Annotated in this window: 16 protein-coding genes; 10 read left to right on the top strand and 6 right to left on the bottom strand. The window is 72.6% G+C overall.

Annotated elements, in window-relative coordinates; genetic code table 11:
• Positions 1-2 precede the first annotated feature (2 nt).
• Complete coding sequence (locus tag ABEA43_RS47835; RefSeq protein ID WP_345572752.1) at positions 3-164, top strand: hypothetical protein; 162 nt, start codon at positions 3-5, stop codon at positions 162-164.
• 46 nt (positions 165-210) lie between these two features.
• Here the strand turns inward: ABEA43_RS47835 and ABEA43_RS47830 are convergent, their stop codons facing one another.
• Together ABEA43_RS47830 and ABEA43_RS47820 are read right to left on the bottom strand one after the other, a co-directional pair.
• Positions 211-1,953: an acetyl/propionyl/methylcrotonyl-CoA carboxylase subunit alpha gene (locus tag ABEA43_RS47830; protein ID WP_345572772.1), complete on the bottom strand. Its 1,743-nt coding sequence runs from the start codon at positions 1,951-1,953 to the stop codon at positions 211-213.
• Positions 1,954-2,143: 190 nt separating this feature from the next.
• Complete coding sequence (locus tag ABEA43_RS47820) at positions 2,144-3,682, bottom strand: acyl-CoA carboxylase subunit beta (RefSeq protein WP_345572751.1); 1,539 nt, start codon at positions 3,680-3,682, stop codon at positions 2,144-2,146.
• An 88-nt stretch (positions 3,683-3,770) separates the two neighbouring features.
• Between ABEA43_RS47820 and ABEA43_RS47815 the strand changes: the two genes are divergently transcribed.
• Complete coding sequence (locus ABEA43_RS47815) at positions 3,771-4,448, top strand: TetR family transcriptional regulator (RefSeq protein ID WP_345572750.1); 678 nt, start codon at positions 3,771-3,773, stop codon at positions 4,446-4,448.
• Between the two features lie 104 nt (positions 4,449-4,552).
• Here ABEA43_RS47815 and ABEA43_RS47810 read toward each other — a convergent pair whose 3' ends face one another.
• Complete coding sequence (locus ABEA43_RS47810) at positions 4,553-4,714, bottom strand: hypothetical protein (protein WP_345572749.1); 162 nt, start codon at positions 4,712-4,714, stop codon at positions 4,553-4,555.
• A gap of 121 nt (positions 4,715-4,835) precedes the next feature.
• Between ABEA43_RS47810 and ABEA43_RS47805 the strand changes: the two genes are divergently transcribed.
• The 7 genes from ABEA43_RS47805 to ABEA43_RS47775 all read left to right on the top strand — a co-directional run bounded on the left by ABEA43_RS47805 (position 4,836) and on the right by ABEA43_RS47775 (position 15,970).
• Entirely contained in the window at positions 4,836-5,003 is a 168-nt protein-coding gene (locus tag ABEA43_RS47805) for a hypothetical protein (protein WP_345572748.1), read from the top strand.
• A gap of 80 nt (positions 5,004-5,083) precedes the next feature.
• A complete protein-coding gene (locus ABEA43_RS47800; protein ID WP_345572747.1) occupies positions 5,084-7,534 on the top strand; it encodes a DUF6624 domain-containing protein in 2,451 nt (816 codons plus the stop codon).
• Positions 7,531-8,787, top strand: coding sequence for a hypothetical protein (locus tag ABEA43_RS47795; RefSeq protein ID WP_345572746.1), 1,257 nt, complete (start codon positions 7,531-7,533; stop codon positions 8,785-8,787). The genes ABEA43_RS47800 and ABEA43_RS47795 overlap by 4 nt, the downstream gene beginning before the upstream one ends.
• A complete protein-coding gene (locus ABEA43_RS47790) occupies positions 8,784-9,995 on the top strand; it encodes a JmjC domain-containing protein (protein ID WP_345572745.1) in 1,212 nt (403 codons plus the stop codon). The genes ABEA43_RS47795 and ABEA43_RS47790 overlap by 4 nt, the downstream gene beginning before the upstream one ends.
• On the top strand, positions 9,967-11,307 hold the full coding sequence (locus tag ABEA43_RS47785) for a lanthionine synthetase C family protein (RefSeq protein ID WP_345572744.1): 1,341 nt from the start codon (positions 9,967-9,969) through the stop codon (positions 11,305-11,307). The genes ABEA43_RS47790 and ABEA43_RS47785 overlap by 29 nt, the downstream gene beginning before the upstream one ends.
• Before the next feature lie 206 nt (positions 11,308-11,513).
• Positions 11,514-15,629 carry an nSTAND1 domain-containing NTPase gene (locus ABEA43_RS47780; RefSeq protein ID WP_345572770.1) on the top strand — a complete coding sequence of 1,372 codons (4,116 nt, stop codon included), beginning with the start codon at positions 11,514-11,516 and terminating at the stop codon, positions 15,627-15,629.
• On the top strand, positions 15,626-15,970 hold the full coding sequence (locus ABEA43_RS47775; protein ID WP_345572743.1) for a WD40 repeat domain-containing protein: 345 nt from the start codon (positions 15,626-15,628) through the stop codon (positions 15,968-15,970). The genes ABEA43_RS47780 and ABEA43_RS47775 overlap by 4 nt, the downstream gene beginning before the upstream one ends.
• A gap of 68 nt (positions 15,971-16,038) precedes the next feature.
• On the opposite strand, the gene ABEA43_RS47770 is transcribed toward ABEA43_RS47775, so the two are convergent.
• On the bottom strand, positions 16,039-17,598 hold the full coding sequence (locus tag ABEA43_RS47770; RefSeq protein ID WP_345572742.1) for a sulfatase family protein: 1,560 nt from the start codon (positions 17,596-17,598) through the stop codon (positions 16,039-16,041).
• A 485-nt stretch (positions 17,599-18,083) separates the two neighbouring features.
• Positions 18,084-18,983 (bottom strand): SDR family NAD(P)-dependent oxidoreductase, encoded by a 900-nt coding sequence (locus ABEA43_RS47765; RefSeq protein ID WP_345572741.1) that lies wholly within the window; start codon positions 18,981-18,983, stop codon positions 18,084-18,086.
• Between the two features lie 100 nt (positions 18,984-19,083).
• Between ABEA43_RS47765 and ABEA43_RS47760 the strand changes: the two genes are divergently transcribed.
• Entirely contained in the window at positions 19,084-19,749 is a 666-nt protein-coding gene (locus ABEA43_RS47760) for a TetR/AcrR family transcriptional regulator (RefSeq protein WP_345572740.1), read from the top strand.
• A 95-nt stretch (positions 19,750-19,844) separates the two neighbouring features.
• Here ABEA43_RS47760 and ABEA43_RS47755 read toward each other — a convergent pair whose 3' ends face one another.
• Complete coding sequence (locus ABEA43_RS47755; protein WP_345572739.1) at positions 19,845-24,614, bottom strand: GH92 family glycosyl hydrolase; 4,770 nt, start codon at positions 24,612-24,614, stop codon at positions 19,845-19,847.
• Positions 24,615-24,647 lie beyond the last annotated feature (33 nt).

Here is a 24,647-nt window from a genome sequence, read left to right as displayed (position 1 = left end):
CCTTGCAGGCGGTCAAGGCCATCGCCGCCACGGACGTGTTCTTCGTCGTCGGCAAGGGCGAGGTCAAGCACGAGCTGGTCGAGCTGCGCGAGGAGGCCCGCGCCCGCAAGGGCTGGATCATGGACACGTACCTGCTGCGCCGCCTCCCGCCGACCGGCCGCTGACCGGGGGGCGGCGGCGCGGTGGCGGGTGAGTCGGCCAGGTCCCGGCTCAGGCCGGGTCCTTGATCTCGCAGATCGCCGCGCCCGCCGCCACCGTGGCCCCGGCCTGGGCGGTCATGCCGACCACGGTGCCGGACTTGTGGGCGGTGAGCGGCTGCTCCATCTTCATCGCCTCCAGCACGACGATGGTGTCACCGGCGGTCACGGTGTCGCCGTCGGCGGCGGCCACCTTGACGATCGTGCCCTGCATCGGGCTCACGAGCGCGTCACCGCCGGCCACGGGAGCCGCCTTGGCGGCCCGCCGGGGCGCGCTGCGCGCAGCGGGCTTCCTCCCTGTGCCGCCGAGCCCGGCCGGGAGGACGACCTCCAGGCGCTTGCCCGCCACCTCGACCGTGACCCGCTCCCGCTCCTCCGGCTCCTCGCCCGTGACCGGCCCCGCATAGGGGGCGATCCGGTTGTCGAACTCGGTCTCGATCCAGCGCGTGTGGACGGCGAACGGCTCGGCGGTGAAGGCCGGGTCGGTCACCACCGCCTGGTGGAAGGGCAGCGCGGTCGGCATGCCCTCGACCTCGAACTCGGCCAGCGCCCGGCGGGCCCGCTGCAACGCCTGCTCCCGAGTGGCGCCGGTGACGATGAGCTTGGCGACCAGCGAGTCGTAGGCGCCGGGCACGGTCTCGCCCTGCTCGTAACCGCTGTCGAGGCGGACGCCGGGGCCGGAGGGGGCACGCCAGCGGGTGATGGTGCCGGGAGCGGGCAGGAAGCCCCGGCCGGGGTCCTCGGCGTTGACGCGGAACTCGATGGAGTGGCCGCGCGGCGACGGGTCGTCGTACCCGAGAGGCTCGCCGTCGGCGACGCGGAACATCTCGCGGACCAGGTCGATGCCGGTGACCTCCTCGGTGACGGGGTGCTCGACCTGCAGCCTGGTGTTGACCTCAAGGAACGAGATCGTCCCGTCCTGGCCGACCAGGAACTCGCACGTGCCGGCCCCGACATATCCGGCCTCGCGCAGGATCGCCTTGGAGCTGTCGCGTAGCAGCCTCTCCTGCGCGGCGGTGAGGAACGGGGCGGGGGCCTCCTCGACGAGCTTCTGGTGGCGGCGCTGGAGTGAGCAGTCGCGGGTGGAGACCACGACGACGTTGCCGTGGGCGTCGGCCAGGCACTGGGTCTCGACGTGGCGCGGCCGGTCGAGGTAACGCTCGACGAAGCACTCGCCCCGGCCGAAGGCCGTCACGGCCTCGCGGACCGCGCTGTCGTACAGGGCGGGGATCTCCTCCAGGGTGCGGGCCACCTTCAACCCGCGCCCGCCGCCGCCGAACGCCGCCTTGATCGCGATCGGCAGGCCGTGCTCCCCGGCGAACGCGATCACCTCGGCCACGTCCGCGACCGGGTCGGGGGTGCCTGGCACCAGTGGGGCGCCGACCTTGTGGGCGATGTGGCGGGCCTGGACCTTGTCGCCGAGCGCGGTGATCGCCGCCGGGGGCGGGCCGATCCAGACCAGGCCCGCGTCGAGGACGGCCTGGGCGAAGGCGGCGTTCTCGGCCAGGAAGCCGTAGCCGGGGTGCACGGAGCCGGCGCCGGAGCGGGCCGCCACGCCGATGATCTTCTCGATCGACAGGTACGTCTCCCCCGGCGTGCCGCCGTCCAGCGCGTACGCCTCGTCGGCCAGCCGGGCGTGCAGCGCGTCCCGGTCCTGGTCGGCGTAGACCGCCACGGCGGCGATCCCGGCGTCCTGGCAGGCGCGGATGACGCGGACGGCGATCTCGCCTCGGTTGGCGATGAGCACCTTGCGCAGGCTCACAGGTGTCCTCCCAGATTCCATCTCGACTCCCGCCAGGCACCCGGCCCGGCCAAAAGGGGGCGGCGCAAGAGGGGGCGGCGTGCCACCGGTGACGGCGCGGGCGCCGTTCGCGCGGTGTGCAGGGCCACGACGAGGGCCGCCAGCTCCTCTGGTGCCGGCGCGCCCTTGACCACTATCAGGCCGTTCACAGGGGGATGTTCCCGTGCTTCTTGGGCGGCAGGGCGTCGCGTTTGCCGCGCAGCAGCCGCAGCGCCCGGGTCACCTCGCGGCGGGTCTCGCTCGGCGCGATGACCGCGTCCACGTAACCACGCTCGGCCGCCAGGTACGGGGTGGCCAGGGTGTCCTCGTACTCGGCGACCAGCTCGGCGCGCAGCGCGTCCGGGTCGCCGGCGGCGGCCAGGCGCTTGCGGTGCAGGACGTTGACCGCGCCCTGGGCGCCCATGACCGCGATCTGCGCGGTGGACCAGGCCAGGTTGACGTCCGCGCCGAGGTGTTTGGAGCCCATCACGTCGTACGCGCCGCCGTACGCCTTGCGGGTGATCACGGTGACCAGCGGGACCGTGGCCTCGCCGTAGGCGTACAGAAGCTTGGCGCCGCGCCGGATGATGCCGTTCCACTCCTGATCGGTGCCGGGCAGGAAGCCGGGCACATCCACCAGCGTGAGCACCGGGATGCTGAAGGCGTCGCAGGTGCGCACGAACCGGGCGGCCTTCTCCGAGGCGTCGATGTCCAGCGTGCCCGCCAGCCGCATCGGCTGGTTGGCCACCACCCCGACCGGCCGGCCCTCGATCCGGCCGAACCCGACCACGATGTTCGGCGCGAACAGCGCCTGCACCTCCAGAAACCCGCCGTCGTCCAGCAGCGCGCCGATCACTTCGTGCATGTCGTACGGCTGGTTCGGCGAGTCCGGCACCAGCCCGTCCAGCGCCAGATCATCGGCCGTCAGCGCCAGGCCGGCCTCGACGTGCGGGTGCGGCGGCTCGTCGAGGTTGTTGTCCGGCAGGTAGGCCAGCAACGCCCGCGCGTAGTCGAGCGCGTCGTCCTCGTCGGAGGCCAGGTAGTGCGCCACGCCGCTGCGGCTGTTGTGCACCCGCCCGCCACCGAGGTCCTCAAAGGTGACGTCCTCCCCCGTGACCGTCTTGATCACGTCAGGTCCCGTGACGAACATGTGGGACTGCTCATCCACCATGATCGTGAAGTCGGTGAGCGCCGGCGAGTAGACGTGGCCGCCCGCGCACGCGCCCATGACCAGCGAGATCTGCGGGATCACCCCGGAGGCCCTGATGTTGCGGCGGAAGATCTCCCCGTACAGGCCGAGCGAGACCACCCCCTCCTGGATCCGCGCGCCCGCGCCCTCGTTGATGCCGATGATCGGGCAGCCGTTGCGCATCGCCAGGTCCATCACCTTGCAGATCTTCTGCCCGTACACCTCGCCCAGTGAGCCCCCGGCCACCGTGAAGTCCTGGGAGAACACGCACACCTGCCGGCCGTCCACCGTCCCGTACCCGGTGACCACGCCGTCGCCGTAACCGAGCGACCCCCGGGCCAGCGCGTCCAGCTCGACGAACGAACCGGGATCGAGCAGCCGCTCGATCCTTTCCCGCGCGGTCAGCCGGCTCTTGGTGTGCTGCTTGGCCGCCGCCCGCGCCTCTCCGACGTGAACCGCCTCGTCCAGGCGTTCCTTCAAGCGGGCCAGACTGCCCGCGGTGCTGTGCGATGCCATGCGTCACCACCGATAAGACTGAGTACCATAATCAAGGTACTCAGTATCGAACTCCTGCGGCAACCCTCGGATCCGGAAGAATGAACCCGTGCCGAAACCGCCTATCCACCAGCGCCTGGCCGAAGCCGCCGTCGCCCTGTTCGACGAGAACGGTTACGACGCCACGACGGTCGACGACATCGCGGCCCGTGCGGGCGTCAGCCGCAGCACGTTCTTCCGCTATTACCGCTCCAAAGAAGACGCGATCTTCCCCGACCACGACGCGCTGCTGTCCAGGATCGGCGCCCGGCTGCGCGCTTCCACGGCCGACACCGCGATCGTGGCCATCACCGACGCCGTGCGCCTCGTGCTCACCCATTACGTCGAGGACGCCGAGGTCTCGCTGCGCCGTTACCAGCTGGTTCGCCAGGTGCCCGCGCTGCGTGACCGCGAGATCGCCAGCGTGGCCCGCTACCAGCGGCTGTTCCGCGAGTTCGTGGGCGAATGGCTCGGCGACGCCCCCGACGCCGGCCTGCGCGCCGAGCTCATGGCCGCCTCCGTCGTCTCCGCCCACAACCAGGTGCTACGCGGCTGGCTCCGGGCCGGCGGCACCTACGACCCCGCCGACCCCCTCGACCACGCTCTCGGCTACGTCATCGCCACCTTCCGCCACCTCGACCAGCCTCAGGAGAAGAGCGAGCAGGTGGTGGTGGCCGCCTTCAGCCGCTCGGCCTCGCCGCAGGCCGTCATGGCGGCCATCCAGCAGCACCTCGAATCCAGCGTCTGACCGCCGCCTCCAGGCTCTCCGGCCCCGAAGGCCCGGCAGGTCGCCGATGGTCACGCCGACTCGCTGCGGGTCGTCGGGGCCTGAGCCGGCGGCTCCCGCCGCTGTCACGACAGGCTGCCGGGTACGACGAGGACCAGCCATGTCAGCACGGGTTCCAGGAAGCCGGCGTGTCCGACCGTCACCTGCAGCAACTGGGCCGGGCAGTGGTGGAAGGCGACGGCGACGCCGCCGCGACGGCCTGTGCGCACCTCTTCGGTACGGGACAACCACCCATGTGACCTCATTTATCGACATACCGGCGATATACCGCCCTTCTCTACTGTGTTTTTCGTTCCGCCGGTCATGCGGCAGGAGCAGTTGTCGCCCACTGCGAGAGAAGGGGTACTCATGCAGACCGTCGACGAGAAGACCGTGGTCTGGTCGGAGCAGACCACCGATGAGGTGTTCGACCTGGTGATCGGCGACCTGGAGCTGGAGATCCCGCCGCTCACGTCGCCGATGAACTCGGGCACCGGCACCGCCTGCGGCAGTTGCGCATCCATCTACTGCTGCTGACACACGCCGGGTGGCGCCGCTGCCGGCGGCGCCACCCGGCTGTGCCTTGCGCTCCGCAGCGACGAGTCGGGAGGGAAGTTTTGCTGGATGCGTCAGCGGACGTCGAGCCGCTCTGGGAGATCTGCGCCCCCACCACCGATGCCGGACACCAGGACCCCGAGACAACGCTTCCGCCGGTGGCGCGGCGGCTGATCGGCGCGGTCCGCGACGGCACGGCGGGCGGGCTGTTCCCCCCTGTCGTCACGGCCGGGCCCGAAGGGACGGTCAGGCTCGACCGATTGCTCGGTGGCGCGGCGGACGCGCGGATGCTCGCGCACGCGCTCGCCGACCAGCGGTTCGCGCCGCTGCTGGCGTTGCTGGAACGGCTGGACGACTGGTGTGCCCGCGCCGCGCGGCGATATTCGCCGGTCATGGCCGGTGGCGTACTGGACGTCACCAACGCCGACCTCTTCGGACCGGTGGTGTCCGAGGCGTTCGTGGCGTGCGCGACCGGCCGGGCGCATTACGCCCGCGACCGGGTGGCGGAGTGGGCGGAGCGGTGCGAGGCGTTTCTGACGCTCTTCCTCGACCGTCTCCTGCGGGACATGCGCGGCTGCTGGCCGGAGGAGCCGGCCTTCCGGGGGCCGGTCATCGGTTTGTGGGCGCATGGTGAGGAGACCCACAACGGCCGGCAACGGGTGTTGCGGCTGGACTGCGCCGGTGGTGGCCGGGTCGCCTACAAGCCGCGCCCGGCGTCCGGCGAGCTGCTGTTCACCGCGCAAGGAGGGGCCGGCTCGCCGGCGTCGGTGTTCGGCATGCTCAACGACGCGCCCGCGGCGTCGGGTGAGGTCCGGCTGCCGGTGCTTTCGTGCTGGACCGGTGCCGGCCCCGGTTACCTGTGGCAGGAATGGATCGAGCCGCCGGCGCAGTGGGGAGCGATCCGCACGTCCGGGCAGTGGCGGCTGATGGGTACCCGGTTACCGCCGCGGGAGGCGGCGCGGTTCTGGCACCGGGCCGGCTCGCTGGCCGCCGCGATGTTCGCCTTCGGGATCACCGACATGATCGGCGGCAACGTGGTGACCGGGACCAGGCCCGGCGAGAGCGAGCCGCTGCTGTATCCGATCGATCTGGAGATCTACTTCTGCCGGGTCTCCCGGCTCTACGACACGGGTCTGCTGCACGACCGGACCGCGGAGGTCGACCAGCACCACGTCGGCCTGGAGAGCACCCCGCGCTGGTGCAGCGCCGAGGGCCCGCCGGTGTGCTGGAGCGAGGAGCCTGCGGGGGCGCTGCGCCTGCACCGCCGCCGGCGGCCTTACACCAGGGAAGAGACCAGGACCGTCGTCGCGGACACCGAAGGAAGAGCCGGGTACGGCCCTTACCTGCCGGCCATGCTGCGTGGCATGTTCGACGCCTGGACCCTGATGTGCCGGCAGCGGCCGGCGATCCGGCGGTTCCTGGCGAGCGCGACCGCCGGTCACTACGTCCGGGTGCTGCGGCAGCCCACGTACCGGTACTTCGACGCGCTGGTGCCGCGCTGGCTGTCCGGCGGCGGCGCCGCGCCGGTGCCCGCCGAGCCGGGCGTCCGCTTCGACCGACCGGAGCTCGACCAGCTCCGGCGGATGGACGTCCCCTACTTCGTCCGTTCGCTGGACGGCGGGCCGGTGCTGCGGATCGCGCCGCCGCCGCGGCCGTTCGGCACCGCCCCGGTCGCGGCCCGGCCGGAGCCCGAGGGCGGCTGGCCCCCGCTGCCGGAGCTGCTCGACGGCGCGAACCTGGAGCTGGCCGGTCTCGGAGTGGCGCTTCGAGACGCGGTGGAGCACGTGTTCGACGACGTGACGGAGCTCGTCGTCACGGACAAGGCGCTGGGCGTACGGCTGCATCTGCAGAGCCCGGCCGAGGGCCAGGTCGGCTTCGACTGGCCGGAGGTCGGCAGGCGGGTCACCTACATCTGGACCAGGGAGAAGGTACGCCTGCGCATCGACCCCGTGGACGCCCCGGAGGTCCCGGCCGAGCCGGCACCGGCCGGTGAGGTACGGCGCCGGCTGCTGCGGCTTGACCGGCTCGACGGCGCCATCCGGATGCCGTGGGCGGACGGCGGCATGGCCGACACGACCGGCGAGCGCCGCCTGCGAACCCTGACCGACGCCGGCATCGCCTGGCTGTCCGGGGTCGTGACCGAGCACGGGTGGCCGGGTCACGCGATGGTCGGCGGCGCGGCGGCCGGGGCGGCGAGCCGCCTCGTGCAGCACGCGCGAGAGCACCTGGAGTTTCGCCGGCACTGCCTGGAGCTGATGCGGCAGGCGGCGGCGGGCGGCGACCTCCCATGGCGGGAGGTCGCGTACCTGACCGACGAGCTGCGCCTGGCCGACGGACTCCCCCAGGTGTACGGCACGAAGTTCGAGCCCGTGGCCGGAAGGCTGGTGCCGTACCCGATCGAGGAGCCGGACGAGGTGGACCACCGGCGCGCCGCGATGGGCATGGAGCCGCTGGCCGACTACACCGACCGGATCCGGCAGCGATTCCCCCTGTCGGGGAAGGAGGCATCATGAGCGCACTGACCCACGAGGTGTCACAGGCGTCGAGCGACGTCGACTGGGCGCTGTTCGGGCAGCGGTACTGGGACAGGGAGCCCGCCCGCCTGTCTGCCCGGCCGCCGGTGGGCCTCGACCGGCTCCACGCCCTGACCGTCCAGTCGTGCGCCCCGTTCCGCGCCGGCACCCGGTTCTGGGTGATGCCCGACGTCCGGTTCCTGGCCGGCGACGGCTGGCTGCGCGCGCCCGGCACGCTGCTGCCCGACGTCACCGACCGGACCCTGGACGACTACCTCGACCGGCTGGACACGGACCTGCCCGGGCAGGGTCACCTGCTCACCGTCCGGCAGCCGCTGCTGCTGGACTACCCGCTGTGGTCCGCGGTGCGCGACGCGATCCGCGGGCTGTGGCAGGCGGTCGGCTGGCCGAACCTCCCGGTCGTCGCCGAGGTGCTGATCGGTGACCGGTTCACCCAGCACGCCGGTGCGGCCGAGGCGCCGACGCACGCCGCGCTGACCTGGGTGCTGCGCGGGCGGATGGACGTACGGCTGTGGGACGAGCGCCGCGGCCCCCCGCCGGCCGCGATCGCCGATCCGGACCGGGACCTGGACGGTGTGCGGACCGTGAGCGCCGGCGCCGGGGAGCTGCTGTACTGGCCGGGCGACCAGCGGCACGTGGACACCTTCCACGAGGGGTGCGTGGCGCTGCGCCTGCGGATCCCGACCGACCGGCGGCTGCCGTTCACCGAGTTGCGGGACCTGCTCGCCGACCTGGTGCACGGCCGGCAGGGCAATGACGACACCGTGCCGTACTTCCCGTTCGGCCCCGGCTCCCGCGTCGACGACCAGGGCGGGGTGCTGCCCCGCCTGTCCGCGCTCGGCGACGAGCTGCGCACGGTCGTGGACGGCGGCCGGCTGCGCAGGATGTTGCGGGTCCGCTGGGCGGCGCTGCGTTCCGCGGCCGGTCTCGAACCGATCCCGGTGCCGCGCGAGGGCGTCCCGATGACGCCGCGGACCCGGATCCGCCGCTCGGGCGAGATCGTCCGGATGCCTGACGGGCCTGGACACGAGGTGTGGGCGATCAACGGGAACGTGTTCGCCCTGCCGGGAGCCGCGAGCGACCGGGTGTTCGCGGCGCTCGGCGACGGCGAGGAGACGACTGTCGCCGAGGCGTGCCGCGCCATCGGCGGTGCCGACGAGAACGTGCTCGCGTTGCTGGACAAGCTGTACCGGCTGCGCGGCATCGAGGTGAACGAGGGGCCCGCGCGATGACGCTGACGATCGAGAAGACGTTCGACTGGGACGTCTTCGTAGCGCGGTACTGGGACCGGAGACCCGTGCTGTACAAGCAGGCCGGCGTCGTGCCGTTCGACGAGGCGGAGGTGTTCGAGGCCGCCGTGCTCGGCAGCCGGCCGCCGCATCCGCTCGCCGTACCGGGGAATGCGCAGATCCTCGTGGAGCGGCGGCAGCAGACGCGGCCGCGCGACTATCTGCCGGAGCTGACGGACCGCTCGCTCGGCGGCTACGAGCGGCGCATGGCCGACCGGTTGCGGGGCCAGCGTTACGCCCTCGTCGTGCACCGCTTCCACTCCTTCTCCCACCCGCTGTGGACGCGTGCCCAGCGGTTCTACGCGGGTCTCTGGGAGCGGGTCGGCCAGCCGTCGCACAGTGTGGGCTCGTCGATGTTCCACGGCTCCTACGAGCACAGCCCGGTCGGCGTGCACCAGGATCGCTTCGCCACCTTCATGTTCTGCGTGCGTGGGGCCAAGCGCATGCGGTTCTGGGCCGAGCGCCCGTGGTCGGATCCGGTGCACACGGTGCTGGACTACCAGCCGTACCTGGCCTCCTCGTTCGTGGCGGAGGTCGAGCCGGGGGATCTGCTGTACTGGCCGTCGCGGTACTACCACGTCGGGGAGAGCGGCGGCGAAGCACCGGCGACCAGCGTCAACGTGGGCATTCCCCGCCGCGAGCACCGGCCGTACTACGAGATCAAGGATCTGTTCCGTGGCACCGTGCCGGCGGCGTCGGCTCCGTTGTTCTCCCAGGACGCCGGTCCTGGCGGGCGGTTGTCCGGTGAGCTGCCCGCGGCTCTGGCCGGCTCCGTGGACGCCTTCATGGAGCTGCTCAGCCAGGACCGGTTCGCCGCCCGGGCCACCGAGCTGGCCCTGGAGGTCAGGACGGCGGGCGGGTTCTGGCCGACCCAGCGGCCCGCCGAGTTCCGCCCGCTCGGCGACGGCACGCCCGTCCGCGGGTGCGCTCCCCTGCTGGCCGCGCCCGGCGACGGCGCACGCGGATACGCCGCGAACGGCAACGTCTCGTCCGGCGCGGCCACCGCGCAAGCCCTCGCGGTGCTGGACCGGCTGAACGCCGGCGAGACGGTACGCGTCGGTGACCTGCCCGTGCCGCAGCGCGATGAGGTCCGCCACCTGCTTCAGGAATTGGAGAGCTTCCGTGCCGTCACCCGCACTGACACCGACTGACCAGACCCAGCGGCGGGCGGCCGCCGGCATCGTCGCCGAGATCGCGGACCGGCTGGCGGAGCCGGACCGGGTGGCCGGGATCGCGGGCGCGCCCGGCAACCTCATGCGTTACCCGGGCGACCCGCAGCCGGTGTGGGATCCGCTGTCGCTCTCGGACGGTCACCCGGGAGTCGCGCTGCTGTTCGCGGAGCTGGCCGCGCAGGCGCCGGAGCTGCGCGGCCGGGCGCACGCGCACCTGTCCGCGGCGCTCGCCGGCGGGCTCCGGCTGCTGCCGCAGTCGCTGTTCAACGGCATGGTGGCGCTCGCGCTGGCCGGGCACAACGCGGCCACCGCGTCCGGCGGCTACGCCACGATGCTGGAGGGTCTGGACCGGCACATCATCGACCAGGTCCGGCAACGGGCGCGAGCCGACCGGGAGCGGCTGTGCGCCGGAGCGCCGGTCGGCGCGTGGAGCCGCTACGACGTCCTCGGCGGCACCGCCGGAATCGGCCGCTACCTGCTGGCGCGGCACGAGTCGGCCGCCGAGCCGGCGGCGCGGCAGGCGGCGGGGCTCGCCCTGACCGACGTGCTCGAATCGCTGGTGGCCACGGCGACCGCCGGCGGCACCCGCCGGCCCGTGTGGTGGATCACCGAAGGGCTCGACCACGGGCTGGCCGAGCACGTCAACTTCGGTCTCGCGCACGGCGTCTGCGGGCCGCTCGCGCTCCTCTCCATCGCCTGGCGGGCAGGGGTACAGGTGGAGCGTCAGGACGAGGCCATCGAGCGGATCATGGCGTTGCTGTCCCGCTGGCGCACGACCGACGAGCACGGCCCGCGCTGGCCGCACCTGATCTCGGCGGCGCACATCGAGAGCGGGGAGCCGCCGGAACGCGGGCGTGACTCCTGGTGCTACGGCGCCGCGGGCGCGGCCCGTGCCGTGTATCTGGCCGGCGCCGCGCTGGACCGCGCGGCCTGGCGCGCCGACGCGCACGCCGCCCTTCGTGGCGCGCTGAGCGCGGCGAGCGACGAGCTGATCCGCGACTCCGCGCTGTGCCACGGGTGGGCCGGGCTGCTGCAGATCGTGCTGCGCATGGCACACGACAGTCCCGGCCAGGGCTATGACGCCGTCGCCGACGACCTGGCGGTGCGGGTGATGGACGGGTACGACCCGCAGGCGCCGTTCGGCTTCCGGTACCGGCACTCGCTCGCGGCACGCGACCTGGACCGGCCCGGCTTCCTGGAAGGCGCCGCGGGCATCGCCCTCGCCCTCCACTCGTACGCGGTGGAGGACACCCCGACGACGTCGTGGGACGGCGCCCTGCTGCTGAGCTGACACCGCGAAGATGTGGCCCGCCAGGCGGCTCAGGCACCTCGGCCGCGCCCCGCGAAGCCCGCGCCGCCGTACGCGAGGCCGGACGTCTTTGGAGCCGGTCGGCCAGATCATTGATGTTGGTACTCCCCGGCGAGGATATTGGGGGCGTGAGCGATGAGCTACGGAGTGATTCGTCCGGGTTGATGCGTGGCGGAGTCGCCCACTTGGTGCGGTCGGCGCGGGCGCGGGTGTGGACTCCCCCGGTGCTGCTGGCGGTGCTGTCGGCCGGGGCGTTCGCGCCGCTGCTGGTGTCGGGCGTGGGCGTGCCGGCGCTGGTGACGGCGGGGATCGCCGCCACCAGCGCCGTCGGCGGGAACATCCTGACCGATCTGGTGAAGGCGGGCCTGGCGAGCCTGGGCCGCGAGCCGTCCCAGGAGGATCTGGAGAGCGAGCTCGAACGGCGGTTCCAGGGGGTGCTGGAGGGCGGCGGCGACCAGGCGGACGAGCTGCGCGCGGAGATGGCGCGGGTGCTGCGGGAGTTCGGGCTGGTCGGCGCGGCGGTCGAGGCCACCGTACGGTCCGGCGACCGGGAGCTGCAGGCGGCGCTGGCCGAGGGCCTGGCCGGGCTGGGCACGGAGTTCGCCGAGTTCGCCTTCGTGCTGTCCGACGTCGAGGGGCACCTGAAGGTGATCAGGGAGGGGGTCGACCAGCAGCGGGCGGATCTCCAGGTGGCGGTGGGCCTGCAGTACCGCCAGGCGACCGACACCCGGCTGCTGCTGGACCAGCTGGCGGTGATCGAGCGGCGGACCCGGCCGGCCGGGACGCCCGACACGGATCGCGGGCCGCGCTGGGCGGACGGGAGCCCGTACAAGGGGCTGGCCACCTACGGCGAGGCCGACGCGGAGGTGTTCTCCGGCCGGGAGGTCGTCACCGCGCAGCTGGTCAGCACCCTGTCCGAACGGCTGGCCGGGCCCGGCCTGCTGGTGGTGACCGGCGCGTCGGGCGCGGGGAAGTCCTCGCTGCTGCGCGCCGGGCTCTTACCCGCGATCGGGCGGGGCGACCTGTCAGAACCGGCGCGGCACTGGCCCAGGCACGTCATCGACCAGCCCACGCGTTCCCCGCTCTCCCTGCTGGCCACGCTGGTGGCGGGCCTGGCCGGGCTGGACGCCCGTACGGTGCTCGACACGCTGAGGCGGCGGCCGGAGGACGCGTCGCTGCTGGTACGGCAGGCGGTGGAGCAGGACGCCCGGCGGCGTGAGCTGCCCGCCGAGAGCGTGGCCGGATGCCGGCTCATCCTGGTGGTGGACCAGTTCGAGGAGGTCTTCGCCGCGGGCGGCGAGGAGGCCGCGGCCGAGCGCGCCGCGTTCATCGCCGCCCTGCACGCCGCCGCGACCGTCCCGAACGGCCCCGCGGAGATCCCCGCCGCGATGGTGGCGATCGCCGTCCGCGGCGACGTCATCGACCGGTGCGCCGGCCACCCGCCGCTCGTCGCGGCGCTGCAGAGCCCGTTCGTGCTCGGCTCGATGACGGAGTCCGAGCTGCGCGCCGTGATCACGGTGCCCGCCGACGCCGCCGGCCTGGAGATCGAGCCCGGCCTGGTCGGCCTGATCCTGAGCGAGCTGCGGTCCCCGGCGGGCGGGTTCGACGCGGGCGTGCTCCCGCTGCTGTCCCAGACGATGCTGACCGTCTGGGAGCACCGCGAGGACCATCGCCTGACCAGCAGAGGGTACGCGCTCACCGGCGGCGTCACCCGCGCCGTCGCGACGAGCGCGGAGGCGGCCTACGACAACCTGGACCCGGCCCGGCAGGAGGAGGCCCGGCAGGTGTTCCAGCGGCTGACCGCCGTCTCGCCGGAGGGCAAACGGCTGACCCGCCGCACCGTGGCCCGCACGGCGCTGTCGCGAGCGGACGGCGGCCTGGAGGAGATCCTGGAGGTGTTCGCCCGGCGCCGCCTCATCGTCGTCGACACCGACTCGGTGCAGATCGCCCACGAGGCTCTCCTGCAGCACTGGCCGCGCCTGCGCGGGTGGATGGAGGCCGACCTGACCGGCAGCGTCCTGCGCAGCCAGCTCTCCGACGACGCCGAGGACTGGGCACGCAACGGCCGCGCCGCCTCGTACCTGTATCGGGGTGAACAGCTGGCCGCGGTCCTGCACGCCGAACCGCGCTGGCACGCCGATCCCCTCACCGGCGTGCCGCGCCTGTTCCTCGACGCCGGCGTCCGCGCGGAGACGCGCGGCCGACGGCAGCGGGGTCTCACGTTCACCGCGCTCTCCGTGCTGCTCGTGGCCGCCCTCGTCCTCGCCGGCGTCGCCCTGATCCAGAGCAGGACCGCGGAGCAGCAGCGGGACGCGGCCGGGCAGCAGCAGCGGGTGGCCACCGCCCGGCAGCTCGTGGCGAAGGCCGAGGCGGCGCTGGACACCGATCCGCAGACCGCGCTGAGGCTCGGTGTCGCCGCCCACCGGCTGCACCCCGACGCGGAGACGTACGCCTCGCTGCAGAAGGCGATCACCACCACGCCGTACGCGGGCCAGCTGACCGGCGTGAACGACTCCACCAGCTCACTCGCCTACTCCCCCAGCGGCCGGTATCTGGCGGCCGGTTTCACCTCCGGCGCCATCATGCTGTGGGACCTGCGCGACCCGCTGCGCCCCCGCCAGGTCGGGGACCCTTTCCGCTTCCAGGAATTCTCCGGCAGCATCACGGTGCGGTTCGCCTCGGGCGGCAGCCGGCTCGTCGCCGCGAGCCCCAGCGGCGCCGTCACCGTCTGGGACCTGGCCGACCCCGCGCGCCCCCGCCGGATGGGCACCCCGGTGCCCGGTGAGCAGTACCGTGTCGGCGGTGCGTGGCTGTCGCCGGACGGCGCCGTCCTGGCCACCTCCAGCAAGAAGAAACCCGGGCTCCAGCTGTGGGATCTGAGCGACCCCACGCGGATCCGCCCGCTGGGAGCGCCGCTCGCCGCCTACCGCGAGCAGGTCTCCAGCCTCGCGTTCTCCGCCGACGGCCGCACGATGACCACGGCGGGAACCGTGCGGAAGACGTCGGAGGTGCTGCTGTGGGACATCCGGCGGCCCGCGGCGCCGCGACGGCTCGGCCGGATCGCGCCCGCGCCGGACGACCTCGTGGGTTCGCTGTCGTTTTCGGCCGACGGCCGGATGCTGGCCGTCGGCGGGGACCTGCGTGGCACCGGGCTGTGGAACGTGCGCGACCCGGCCCGCCCGCGTCCCGCCAAAGACCTCATCCGGGTGAACTTCTTCTCGCGGGTGACGTTCGCACCGCACGGCGCCACGCTGGCGACCACCGGCACCCGGGACACCGGGATCCTGCTGTGGGACGCCACCGACCCGGACTTCCCCCAGCGGACCGAGCAGCTCGTCGCCGGCGAGTCCGATCAGACCATCGCGTTCGCGCCGGACGGCCGGATGGCCGCCACCGGCAGCTCGGACGGCCGGGTCACCCTCTGGAACCTCGAACGCGCCGGCCGCCCGCGCGTCTTCGGCCTCCCGTTCGTCGGGCACAAGGGCCGCTACCAGGAGATCTACGCCTTGGCCATGTCGGCGGACGCCACGATGATCGCGACAGGCGGCCGGGACACGACCGTCGCGTTGTGGGACATCGCCGATCACGCCCGGCCGCACCGGCTCGGCACGCTGACCGGGCACACCGGCGAAGGAGTCGACGCCGTCGGCTTCGCGCCCGACGGCCGGATCCTGGCCACCGGCGACGGCAAGGAGACCGTCATCCTGTGGGATCTGGCCGACCGCGCCCACCCGCGCCGGCTGACGCCGTCCCTCACCGGACCCACGAACATCATCCGGACGGTCGTGTTCTCCGCCGACGGCAAGACCCTCATCGTGGGCGGCGACCAGGGAACGATCTTCTGGGACGTACGGGATCCCGCCCGGCCCCGCCGCCTCGCGCTCGTTCTCGCCCGGGAAGGGGTGCTGGGGGTCTGGCGGGTACGGGACGGCCGCACGCTCGCCCTCGTCCGCGGGTCGGGGGCCGACGCGCCACCCGCCGCCGTCGCCAGGCCGTCGGTCCCGGCCACCACCAGCGGCTCGACGAGCGGCGGCGAGGCCGCGTCCGCCCCACGGGGCGACGGTCCCGGGAGCCCGAACGGCGCCCGGTTATGGGACATCACGGACCCTTCGCACCCGCGCCGGCTCGGGCCCGGGCTCGTCGGCCACACGGACGAGGTGCTCAGCGCGGCGCTGTCCCCGGCGGGAGACCTGCTGGCCACCGGCGATCGTGAAGGAGCCGTCATCCTCTGGGACGTCTCAGATCCCGCCCCCCCCGCCGCCTCGGCGACTCCCTCCTCCCGCACGGCAGCAACTCGGCGGTGAACGTGGCCTTCGCCCCCACGACGGACCTCATGGTGACCGGCGGGATCGACGGGAACGCCTACCTCTGGGACCTCGGCAACCGGATCCTGCCCCGGCAACTGGGGCCGGCCATGGCCGACAACCTGGACACGGCGTCCCACCTGGCCTTCTCCTCCGACGGGGCCACCCTGGCCAGCGGCGGCAGCGACGGCGACGTGGTCCTGTGGGACCTGCGGCCGGTCTACGGGCTGCGCGGCCACCTGGACGAGACGGCCTGCCTGGCAGCCGGCGGCGGCCTGGACCGCGAGCAGTGGACCCGTTACCTGGCCGCGCTGAGCTACCAGGACACCTGCGGCCGGTGACCACCGTGCTCGCCGCTGCCTGCGGCCGGTGACCGCCGTGCTTGCCGCTGCTTGCCGCCGGCCTTAGGTCAGTTCAGGCGGGCGGCCGTCCAGCAGTCGACCGCGCCCGGCCTGCCGCAGCCCTTCAGCCGGTCGAGGGCCTTGCTCAGGGCCGCCGTCCTGGCGTTGCCGGGGTCGTTCGACTCCTGGCGGGGATCGGTGACGGTGTTGTAGTACTCCGGCTTCGGATCGCCCTCGTACTCGACGTAGAGCTCCCCGGCCGTGCGCACGGCGGAGTAGGTGGGCGCCCGCGAATTGCCCTTCTTGAGGGCGTCCGCGTCGGGGTCGGGCTGGCCCGGCGTCTTCGGGTCCGGCTTGACGTGCTCGATCAGCGCCGCCTTGCGCCAGTCCGCGACCTGCTGCCCCTGGATGAGGGGCAGCAGGCTGCGTCCGTCGCGGCTGTCCCGCACGGGCGCGCCGACGCCGGCCAGGTCGAGGAAGGTCGCGAACAGGTCCACGTTCTGGGCGATGGCGCCGGTCACGAGATCGCCGCGCTGCGCCGTGGCCGGGCGCTTGACCAGCAGCGGCACCCGTACGTCCTGGTCGTAGGCGGTGGACTTGCCGCGCACCAGGCGGTGCTGCCCGAGGTGGAAGCCGTTGTCGCTGGTGAACACGATGTACGTGTCGCGCTTCTCCGCCTCGGTCAGCGCGCCCATGACGCGGGCCACCATGTCGTCGACCGACTGCACCATGCGGATCCGGTCGCGGAAGTCCTCTTGGAGCTTCTTGACGAGCTTCGCGCCGATCGGCTTACGGCGTACCCAGGAGGGTTTGTCGGTCGTGTCCTCGTTGAACGACGGCAGCGTGGTCACGTCGATGTTCGCACAGTCGGTGCCGCCGCAGTCGCCGTGGGGGAACTCGCCGCCGGGGAAGCGGTCCTTCGGCCGGTCGCGCTGCGCGGGCGCGAAGCGCGGCTCCTTGTCGCCAGGCTTGACGTTCACCCGGTTGTGCGGCGCGAAGGGTGACACCTGGAGGAAGAACGGCTCGCCCGGGGCGTATTTCCGGGACCGCTCGATGAAGCCCACCGCCCGCTGCCCCAGCTCGTCCACCAGATAGGTGCCGTCGGAGCGATCGATCGGCCGCGCGCCGCCTGACTTCTCCTTGATGTAGCGGGTGAGGCGGTATTTGTACTCGTTGTAGCCGCCGGCCGCCGACACATGCCACTCGTCCCACCCGGCCGGCACTCGGTAGCCGTCGCCGGCGGGGTACTCGTTGATGTACTTGCCGAGATAGCCCGTGCGGTATCCGGCCTGGTGCAGGGAGGCGGCGTACGTCCTGCCCTCGTGCCGCTCGAACGCCCGGTAGCCGCCGTGGTCGTAGCCCTGGTTGGTCCGCACGCCGTTGTTGTGCGGGAACTGGCCGGTGAACATGGCCGCGCGGGACGGGCAGCACAGCGAGTCCGGCACGTAGTAGTCGCTGAAGGTGGTGCCGTCGTGGGCCAGGCTCCTGACGGTGTCCATGTACGGGAGCAGATCCGCCGACATGTCGTCCACGAGGAAGAAGATGATGTTCGGCCGCTGGGGCGGGACGACGGCGGCGGCACCCGCGGGGGACGCCAGGGTCACGGCCAGGACGACGGCAACAGCCACCGCCCAGCCTTTCCTGATATTTCCAGACATCTAGAAGACAGCCTCTTCGACACCAAGGGGGAGGTCAGGGGGACGCGATGCACGCTATTTCATGACAAAGCTCCCAAACAACTCGATACCACCCATCGGGCATCCCGCCGCCGGCCGAGCGGGGCCCGTCCGGCCGTCGCGCGAGGGCACCGGGCGGCGGCGGGAGCCGGCTGGAGCGAGGCCGCCGAGCCGCCACCGTGGGGCCGAGCGGGCGTCGCGGGCGGGGCGCGGATGTTCCGTCAGCAGGGGCGGCCCGCGCCCGGGGTGGGGGTCCCGGGAGCGGGCCGCGGTGGGTCAGCTGGTTGTGCGGTGCAGGTTCAGGCGGGTTGACGTTGCTTGGTTTCCGTGTGGCGATTGACTCCGAACTGCCCCAATCGGCAGGGCAGACGGCTGTCAAGCGTCCATGTACCGGTTCGAGTCCGGGTTGCGGCCGCAGGAATCCCTCCGCTGTGGAGTCACCGCTGAAATGTCACCCCGGTGAGCTCTTCGGAGACGGTCCACAGGCGCTGCTGGGCGGCCTGGTCGCGGGAGTCGGCGCTGGAGCTGACCAGCTTCGGATATCCCCGGATCTCACCCCGGTTGCCGGGACCGTAGTACTGGCCGCCGACGACGGCCGGATCGGTGGCGGCGCGCAGGGTGGGCAGGGCGCCCATCTCGGCCTTCTGGGTGAGCAGCGGCGCGAGCCAGGTGAGGGGCACCCGAAGCGCGGCGGGCGCGTTGCGGGCGAGTTCGGTGTTGGACATGCCGGGATGGGCGGCCACCGCGACCGTGGTGCCGTGCGGTGCGAGCCGGCGCTGCAGTTCGTACGTGAACATCAGGTTGGCGAGTTTGGATTGGCCGTAGGCGCCGACGCGGCTGTACGAGCGCTCCCACTGCAGGTCGTCGAAGTGGATGGCGGCCCGGATGCGGTGGCCGGTGCTGCTGACCGTGACGACGCGGGAGCCGGGGACGGGCAGGAGCCGGTCCAGCAGCAGGCCGGTGAGGGCGAAGTGGCCGAGGTGGTTGGTGCCGAACTGCAGCTCGAAGCCGTCGGCGGTGGTCTGCTTCTGGGTGTACATCACGCCCGCGTTGTTGATCAGAAGGTCGATGCGCGGGTGGGTGGCGCGCAGGTCGGCCGCCGCGGACCGGATCGAGTCCAGGGAGGTCAGGTCGAGGGCCTGGACGGTGACGTCGCCGGTGATGCGGGCGGCTGCCTGCTTGCCCTTCTCGACGTCGCGGACGGCCAGGACCACCGCCGCTCCGTGCGCGGCGAGCATCCGGGCGGTCTCGAAGCCCAGCCCGGTGTTGGCGCCGGTCACGATCGCCACCCGGCCGCGCTGATCGGGGATGTGCTGCTCGGTCCAGTTGCCGCTCATGGCGCTCTCCTAAAAAACCATCGGTCTGTTACGAGGACCAACGTAAAAGACCGCTGGTCTTCTGTCAAGAGACCGATGGTCTTTAAGCTAGGCTGAGGGCGTGACTTTTCAGCGGGCGCGAAGCGAGGAGCAGCGGGAGATCCGCCGCCAGGCGATCCTGGACACGGCGGCGGCGATGCTCGACGAGATGCCCGTGGCCGAGGTGAGCCTCAACGAGCTCAGCCGGCGCGTGGGCCTGGCCAAGTCGAACGTCCTGCGATATTTCGAGTCGCGCGAGGCGGTGCTGCTCGAACTGCTGGACGACTTCCTGGAAAGCTGGCTCGCCGAGCTGGCGGAGGAGCTGGCCGCGGGCATCGAGGCGGACGCGGCGCCGGAAGTGCGGGCGGGCCGGCTGGCCGAGATCCTCAGCCGGTCGCTGGCGGGCCGGGTGGTGCTGTGCGACCTCTTCGGCGCACAGGGCGGTGTCCTTGAGCACAACGTCTCGGTCGAGGTGGTCAAGCGGCACAAACGTTCCTCCCTCACCAGGCTGGCGACCATGACCGAGCTCGTGCGCCGCCACCTGCCCGAGCTCGGCGACGGCACGCAACTGTTCTGCCTGTTGAGCCTCGTCTCGGCGGGCGCCCTGTCGTCCTACGTCCCGCCGCCGCCCAGCGTCCTCGCCGCCTATGCGGACGAGCCCGCCCTCGGCGTGCTCCACCTGGACCTGCGTGACGCGCTACGGGTCGCCTTCACCTCGGCGCTCGTGGGTGTGCTGCCGCGCGCCTGAACCTTTCCGTTCGCCGGGAGGTGATCGCGAGCGTTTCCGTCAGCAGGGGCGGCCCGCGCCCGGCGAAGAGGGTGCCGGGCGCGGGTCGCCTTGGGTCAGCCGGTTGTGCGGTGCAGGTCCAGCCGGGCCTTGGCCAGCCAGGCGCCCCAGCCGTCCTGCGGCTGGCTGTCGGCGATGCGCAGGTAGAACGTCCGGCCCGCGCCGCGCAGCTCGTTGAGGTCGAGCGTGCGCGGCGCGCGGTTCGACAGGTCGCGCACGTTGGCGCTCTCCTGCAGCACCGTCCGCCAGGTCTGGTTGTCGGGCGAGACCTGGACCAGGAACTGGTTGCCCAGCTCCAGGGTCAGCGAACCGCCGGTCACCTGGGCGGGCAGCTCGAACCGGTAGGTCGCGTGGCTGTCTCCGTCGGTGAAGCGGGCGCGCCCGTCGTACACCTCGCCGTCGAGCTGCGACCCGTCCGCCTCCAGCAGCCAGGGCGCCTCGGCAGGCGTGCCGGGCGTGAACTCCACGGTGTCGCCCACCACCGTGACCGTCACCTGCGTGCCGGCCGGTCCCTGGCCGGAGGTCGCGGCGAGCGTTATCGGGTGGCTGCCGGGCCCCGCCGACGCCGGTACCGTCACCTGGAACGGCAGGCTCTCCGACGCGCCCGGTGCGATGGGGCCGAAAGCGGCGGAGCCGGGCTGGACGGTCCAGCCGGAAGGCCCGGTCGCGGTCAGCCGTCCGGTGGCGGGCCGGTCGGCGTAGTTGGACACGTTCACCGGGAGTGTCACGGTCTCTCCCGGTGCGGCGAAGACGCCGGCGGCCTCCACGCCCAGTGGTGAGGTGGCGGGAGCCTCGTCGGCGAGCAGTTCGATCTCAGCGAGTGAGGACGGCGTGCCGCTGGTGAGCCGGATCCGGTAGTGCGTGTACGAGCCGGGGTGGGCGATCTTGAACGGCCGGGTCTGCAGGCGCCACGGGAAGCTCTCACCGGCCCGCTCGTCCAGCACCGTCCACGAGCCGCCGTCCACGGACCCCTCCAGGACCCACCCGGCCGGGTCCTCCCCCGGCTGGCCGGCGCCGGAGGTGAGCGTGTAGAAGCGGACCTGCCGGGCGCCGGTGAAGCTGTACCGGACCCATTCGGGCAGCGTCGCCCGGGTGCCCGAGTCGTCGTCGAACAGCGCGCTCACGTCGGCGCCCCCGGCCCCCGACGCCGTGCCGCGGCCGGGCCCGGTGGCGTCGTGCAGCGGCGCCGGGATGCGGTCGTCGGTGGTGATCGAGGGCGGGGCGGCGTTCTTGCCGGTCCCCCAGCGCGACGGCTTCGGCCCCATCTCGAACGCCAGCTCGCCGCCCTTGGCGATCAGGTCGTGCGGCAGGTACGTCTTGTCGTAGGCCTTGCCGTTGACCTTCAGCCCCTGCACGTAGACGTTGCGGGCGCTGTTGCCGTGCGCCTTGATCACCAGCTTCCTGCCGCCCTCCAGGTGCACCGTCGCCTTCTTGAACAGCGGCGAGCCGATCGCGTAGGCGGGGCTGCCCATCTGGAGCGGGTAGAAGCCGAGCGCGCCGAAGATCTGCCAGGCCGACATCTCCCCGTTGTCCTCGTCGCCGGGGTAGCCCTGGCCGATCTCGCTGCCCAGGTACAGCCGCGAGAGCGCCTCGCGTACCTTGGCCTGGGTCTTCCACGGCTGCCCCGCGTAGTCGTACATGTAGGCGATGTGGTGCGAGGGCTGGTTGCTGTGCCCGTACTGTCCCATGCGCACGTCGCGGGCCTCCCGCATCTCGTGGATGATCCCGCCGTACGAGCCGGGGAACGTCGCCGTCTCCGGGGTGGCGAAGAACGTGTCGAGCTTGGCCGCCAGCCGGTCCGCGCCGCCGTACAGGTTGGCCAGGCCGCGGCCGTCCTGCGGGACGTGGAAGGCCATGTTCCAGCCGTCGGTCTCGGTGTAGTCGAAGCCCCAGGTACGCGGGTCGTACGCGCCCGGCTTGCGGCGGAAGGACCCGTCGGCGTTGCGGCCCTGGAAGAAGCGCACCGCCGGGTCGAACATCTGCACGTAGTTCAGGGCCCGGTTACGGAAGTATTCGTGCTCCTCCAGGTAGCGGGCACGCTGCGGCCCGGTGGACCGCCCGGCCAGCGCCTTGGCCATGTTCGCGATCCCGAAGTCGTTGATGTACCCGTCCATCGCCCACGACATCGCCTCGTCCGTCGCCTGGACGCTCGTGTAGCCGAGGAAGACGGAGGTCGGCAGGCCCTTGCGGCCCACGTGGCGGGTGGGCGGGGCGACCGTGGCGTTCTTGACGGCGGCCTGGTAGGCGGTCGCGGCGTCGAACCCGGTCACCCCCTTCAGGTACGCGTCCGCGAAGGCGACGTCGGAGCTGGTGCCGACCATCAGATCGGCGTAGCCCGGCGCGGACCACCGGGCGATCCACCCGCCGTCCTCGTACTGCCGCACGAACCCGTCGATCATCTCGCCGGCCATCCGCGGCGTGAGCAGCGCGTACGCGGGCCAGGTGGTGCGGTAGGTGTCCCAGAAGCCGTTGTTGACGTACACCTTCCCGTCCGCCACCCGCGTGGTGGGCGGGGTGCTGGTCCCCGACTGCACGGCGTGCCGGTAGACCGGCGCGGCCGCGGTGCCGGTGTTCTCGAAGCCGGAGTTCGGATACAGGAACAGCCGGTACAGGTTCGAGTACAGCGTGACCAGCTGGTCCCGGCTCGCGCCCTCGACCTCGATGACGCCCAGCTTGGCGTCCCACGCCCGCCGCGCCCGCTCGCTGACCGTCTCCAGCGTGTCCGCGGCGGCGATCTCCAGCTCCAGGTTCCGCCTGGCCTGGTCCACGCTGATCAGCGACGACGCGATGCGCATGGTCACCGTGCGCGTCCCGCCGGCGTCGAAGGTCAGGTGGCCGAGCACGTTGTCACGGCCCTGGCCGGTCAGTTTGCCGCCGCCGGTGACCGGGCGGTCGAAGACGGCGTAGTAGAACATCCGGGTGGCGCCGGTGGACAGGTTGCTGCGCACGTCCGAATAGCCGGTCACCACGCCGCCGGACACGTCCAGGGTCAGCCCGCCGCCGTTGCCGGCGTTGTCGAAGATCAGGCTCGCCGACGAACCGGGGAAGGTGAAGCGGGCCAGCGCCGCGTGGTCGGACGGGGCGATCTCGGTCTTGAGCCCGTTGTCGAACGTGACCGCGTACAGATGCGGCTGCGCGACCTCCCGTTCGTGGTGGAAGGCCAGCGCGCGGGCGGTGCGGGACGGGTTCGGCGTCCCCTCGGCGGCCGAGGGCATGAACTGGAACGTCTGCCGGTCGCCCATCCACGGGCTGGGCTCGTGGCTGGCGGTGAACGCCTGGATCTCGGGCAGGTTGGCCGCGTTGTTCGCCCGGTGGTACTCGTACAGCCAGCTCGTCGAGCCGGCGTTGGTCATCGGCGTCCAGAAGTTGAACCCGTGCGGCACCGCGGTGGCCGGGAAGTTGTTCCCGCGCGAGAAACCGCCGGTGGAGTGGGTGCCCCGGGTGGTCACCACGTACTGCGCGGGCCCCGCCGCCCGATCGCCCCGGCCCTCGTACGGCTGCCGCCGCCGCTCCGGCACGATCCTGATGTCGTCCACCCAGCCGCGGAACCCGGCCATCCCGGCGGGCCCGTCGTAGGCCACCAGGATGCGGCTGATCCGCTTGCCCCTGGCCACCTCGCCGATCCGGGCGCTCTTGTAGTTCCACTGGTCGGCGTACAGGGTCTTGGACTCGCCCTGATCGCGCGGCGCGAGCACGACCCCGTGCTGGTCGGCCGCCTTCAGGTCGCTGAGGTACGTGCCGTCGCTGAAGGCCAGGTCCACGGCGACGTACGTGCTGGGATAGCGCAGGTCGGCCGCGGTGAACTCGGGGAAGACCAGGTAGGACAGCTCCGTCGTGGACGTGACCGGGAGGTCCACCTCGAACACCTTGTTCGTGGAGTGGCCGCCGCCCTGCGCGGTGGTGCCGCCCGCGTACTGGAAGGCCCGCGATCCGGAGAAGCCGGCCCGCGGCTTGGACACGTGACCGCCGGTCGGGCCGGTGCCCACCTGGCTGCGCATGTCGCTGGGCGGCTTGGGGCCGGTCCGGCCGTCCGACAGCTCCCACTCGGCCAGTTGCAGGGTCGAGCCGCTGCCGACGCGGGTGATGTTCAGCCGGTAGCGGGCGTAGGCGGTCGTGTTGGTGAAGCGGTACTCCTTGCGCTGCAGGCGCGCCGTGAACGTCTCGCCGGTCCGGGCGTCCAGGGTGATCCAGCTCTGCCCGTCCTGCGAGCCCTGCAGCTGCCAGTCGCGCGGGTCGCGCTCGGGCGCGTCGCCGGCGGAGGTCAGCCCGTAGTGCACGACCGTGACCGGGGCGGACAGTCCGTACTGCGCCCAGCCCGTGCCGGTGAAGACCAGCCACTTGGTGCTCGCGTCACCGTCGGCCAGGTTCTCCTTCACCTCGCCGGAGGCCGCGTACTCGCCGCTGGCGGTGATCTGGGCGATCTGGTCGGAGATGCCGCCCTCGATGCCGCCGGGCAGGGTGCCTGTGACGTTCGCGGCCTTCTTGACGCCCCTGGCGTCGGTCTCGGTGGTGTTGACCCAGGCCGGCTGCGGATCGCCCGGCTCGAAGGAGGAGGCGAAGGCCGCGCCCTCCGCCTGGGCGAGGGCCTGCCCGTCGCGCGCGGCCCGCCGTACCTCTTCCGCAGGCGGCTCCGGCGCGGCCGCCTCCGGGTCGGGCGGCGGGCTGTGGGACGGGTTCGGGGCCGGAGTGCCCGAAGGGCCCGGATTCGGGATGGGATCCACGCCGCCGGGGCCGGCCTGAACGGTCAGCGCGGCGGCCGCGGGCGCGGCGAGGGCGAGCGCGAGAACAGCGCATAAGAGCGCCATCGGCAGGGATCGGTGCTTCATGGGGGGAACCTTCCGTGCGTCATGGCCAGAGGG

Origin of the sequence: Nonomuraea rosea (genome assembly GCF_039539705.1) — a bacterium.
Lineage (GTDB): Bacteria > Actinomycetota > Actinomycetes > Streptosporangiales > Streptosporangiaceae > Nonomuraea > Nonomuraea rosea.
The sequence above is the reverse complement of the archived record's forward strand: the minus strand, read 5'-3'. Positions and strand labels throughout refer to the sequence as shown.

What these genes read in the sequence shown, in the direction of transcription:
- ABEA43_RS47790 (WP_345572745.1), top strand. Translation starts at nt 8,784, where the DNA reads ATGACGCTGACGATCGAGAAGACGTTCGACTGGGACGTCTTCGTAGCG.
- ABEA43_RS47805 (WP_345572748.1), top strand. Translation starts at nt 4,836, where the DNA reads ATGCAGACCGTCGACGAGAAGACCGTGGTCTGGTCGGAGCAGACCACC.
- ABEA43_RS47765 (WP_345572741.1), bottom strand. Translation starts at nt 18,983, where the DNA reads ATGAGCGGCAACTGGACCGAGCAGCACATCCCCGATCAGCGCGGCCGG.
- ABEA43_RS47795 (WP_345572746.1), top strand. Translation starts at nt 7,531, where the DNA reads ATGAGCGCACTGACCCACGAGGTGTCACAGGCGTCGAGCGACGTCGAC.
- ABEA43_RS47755 (WP_345572739.1), bottom strand. Translation starts at nt 24,614, where the DNA reads ATGAAGCACCGATCCCTGCCGATGGCGCTCTTATGCGCTGTTCTCGCG.
- ABEA43_RS47820 (WP_345572751.1), bottom strand. Translation starts at nt 3,682, where the DNA reads ATGGCATCGCACAGCACCGCGGGCAGTCTGGCCCGCTTGAAGGAACGC.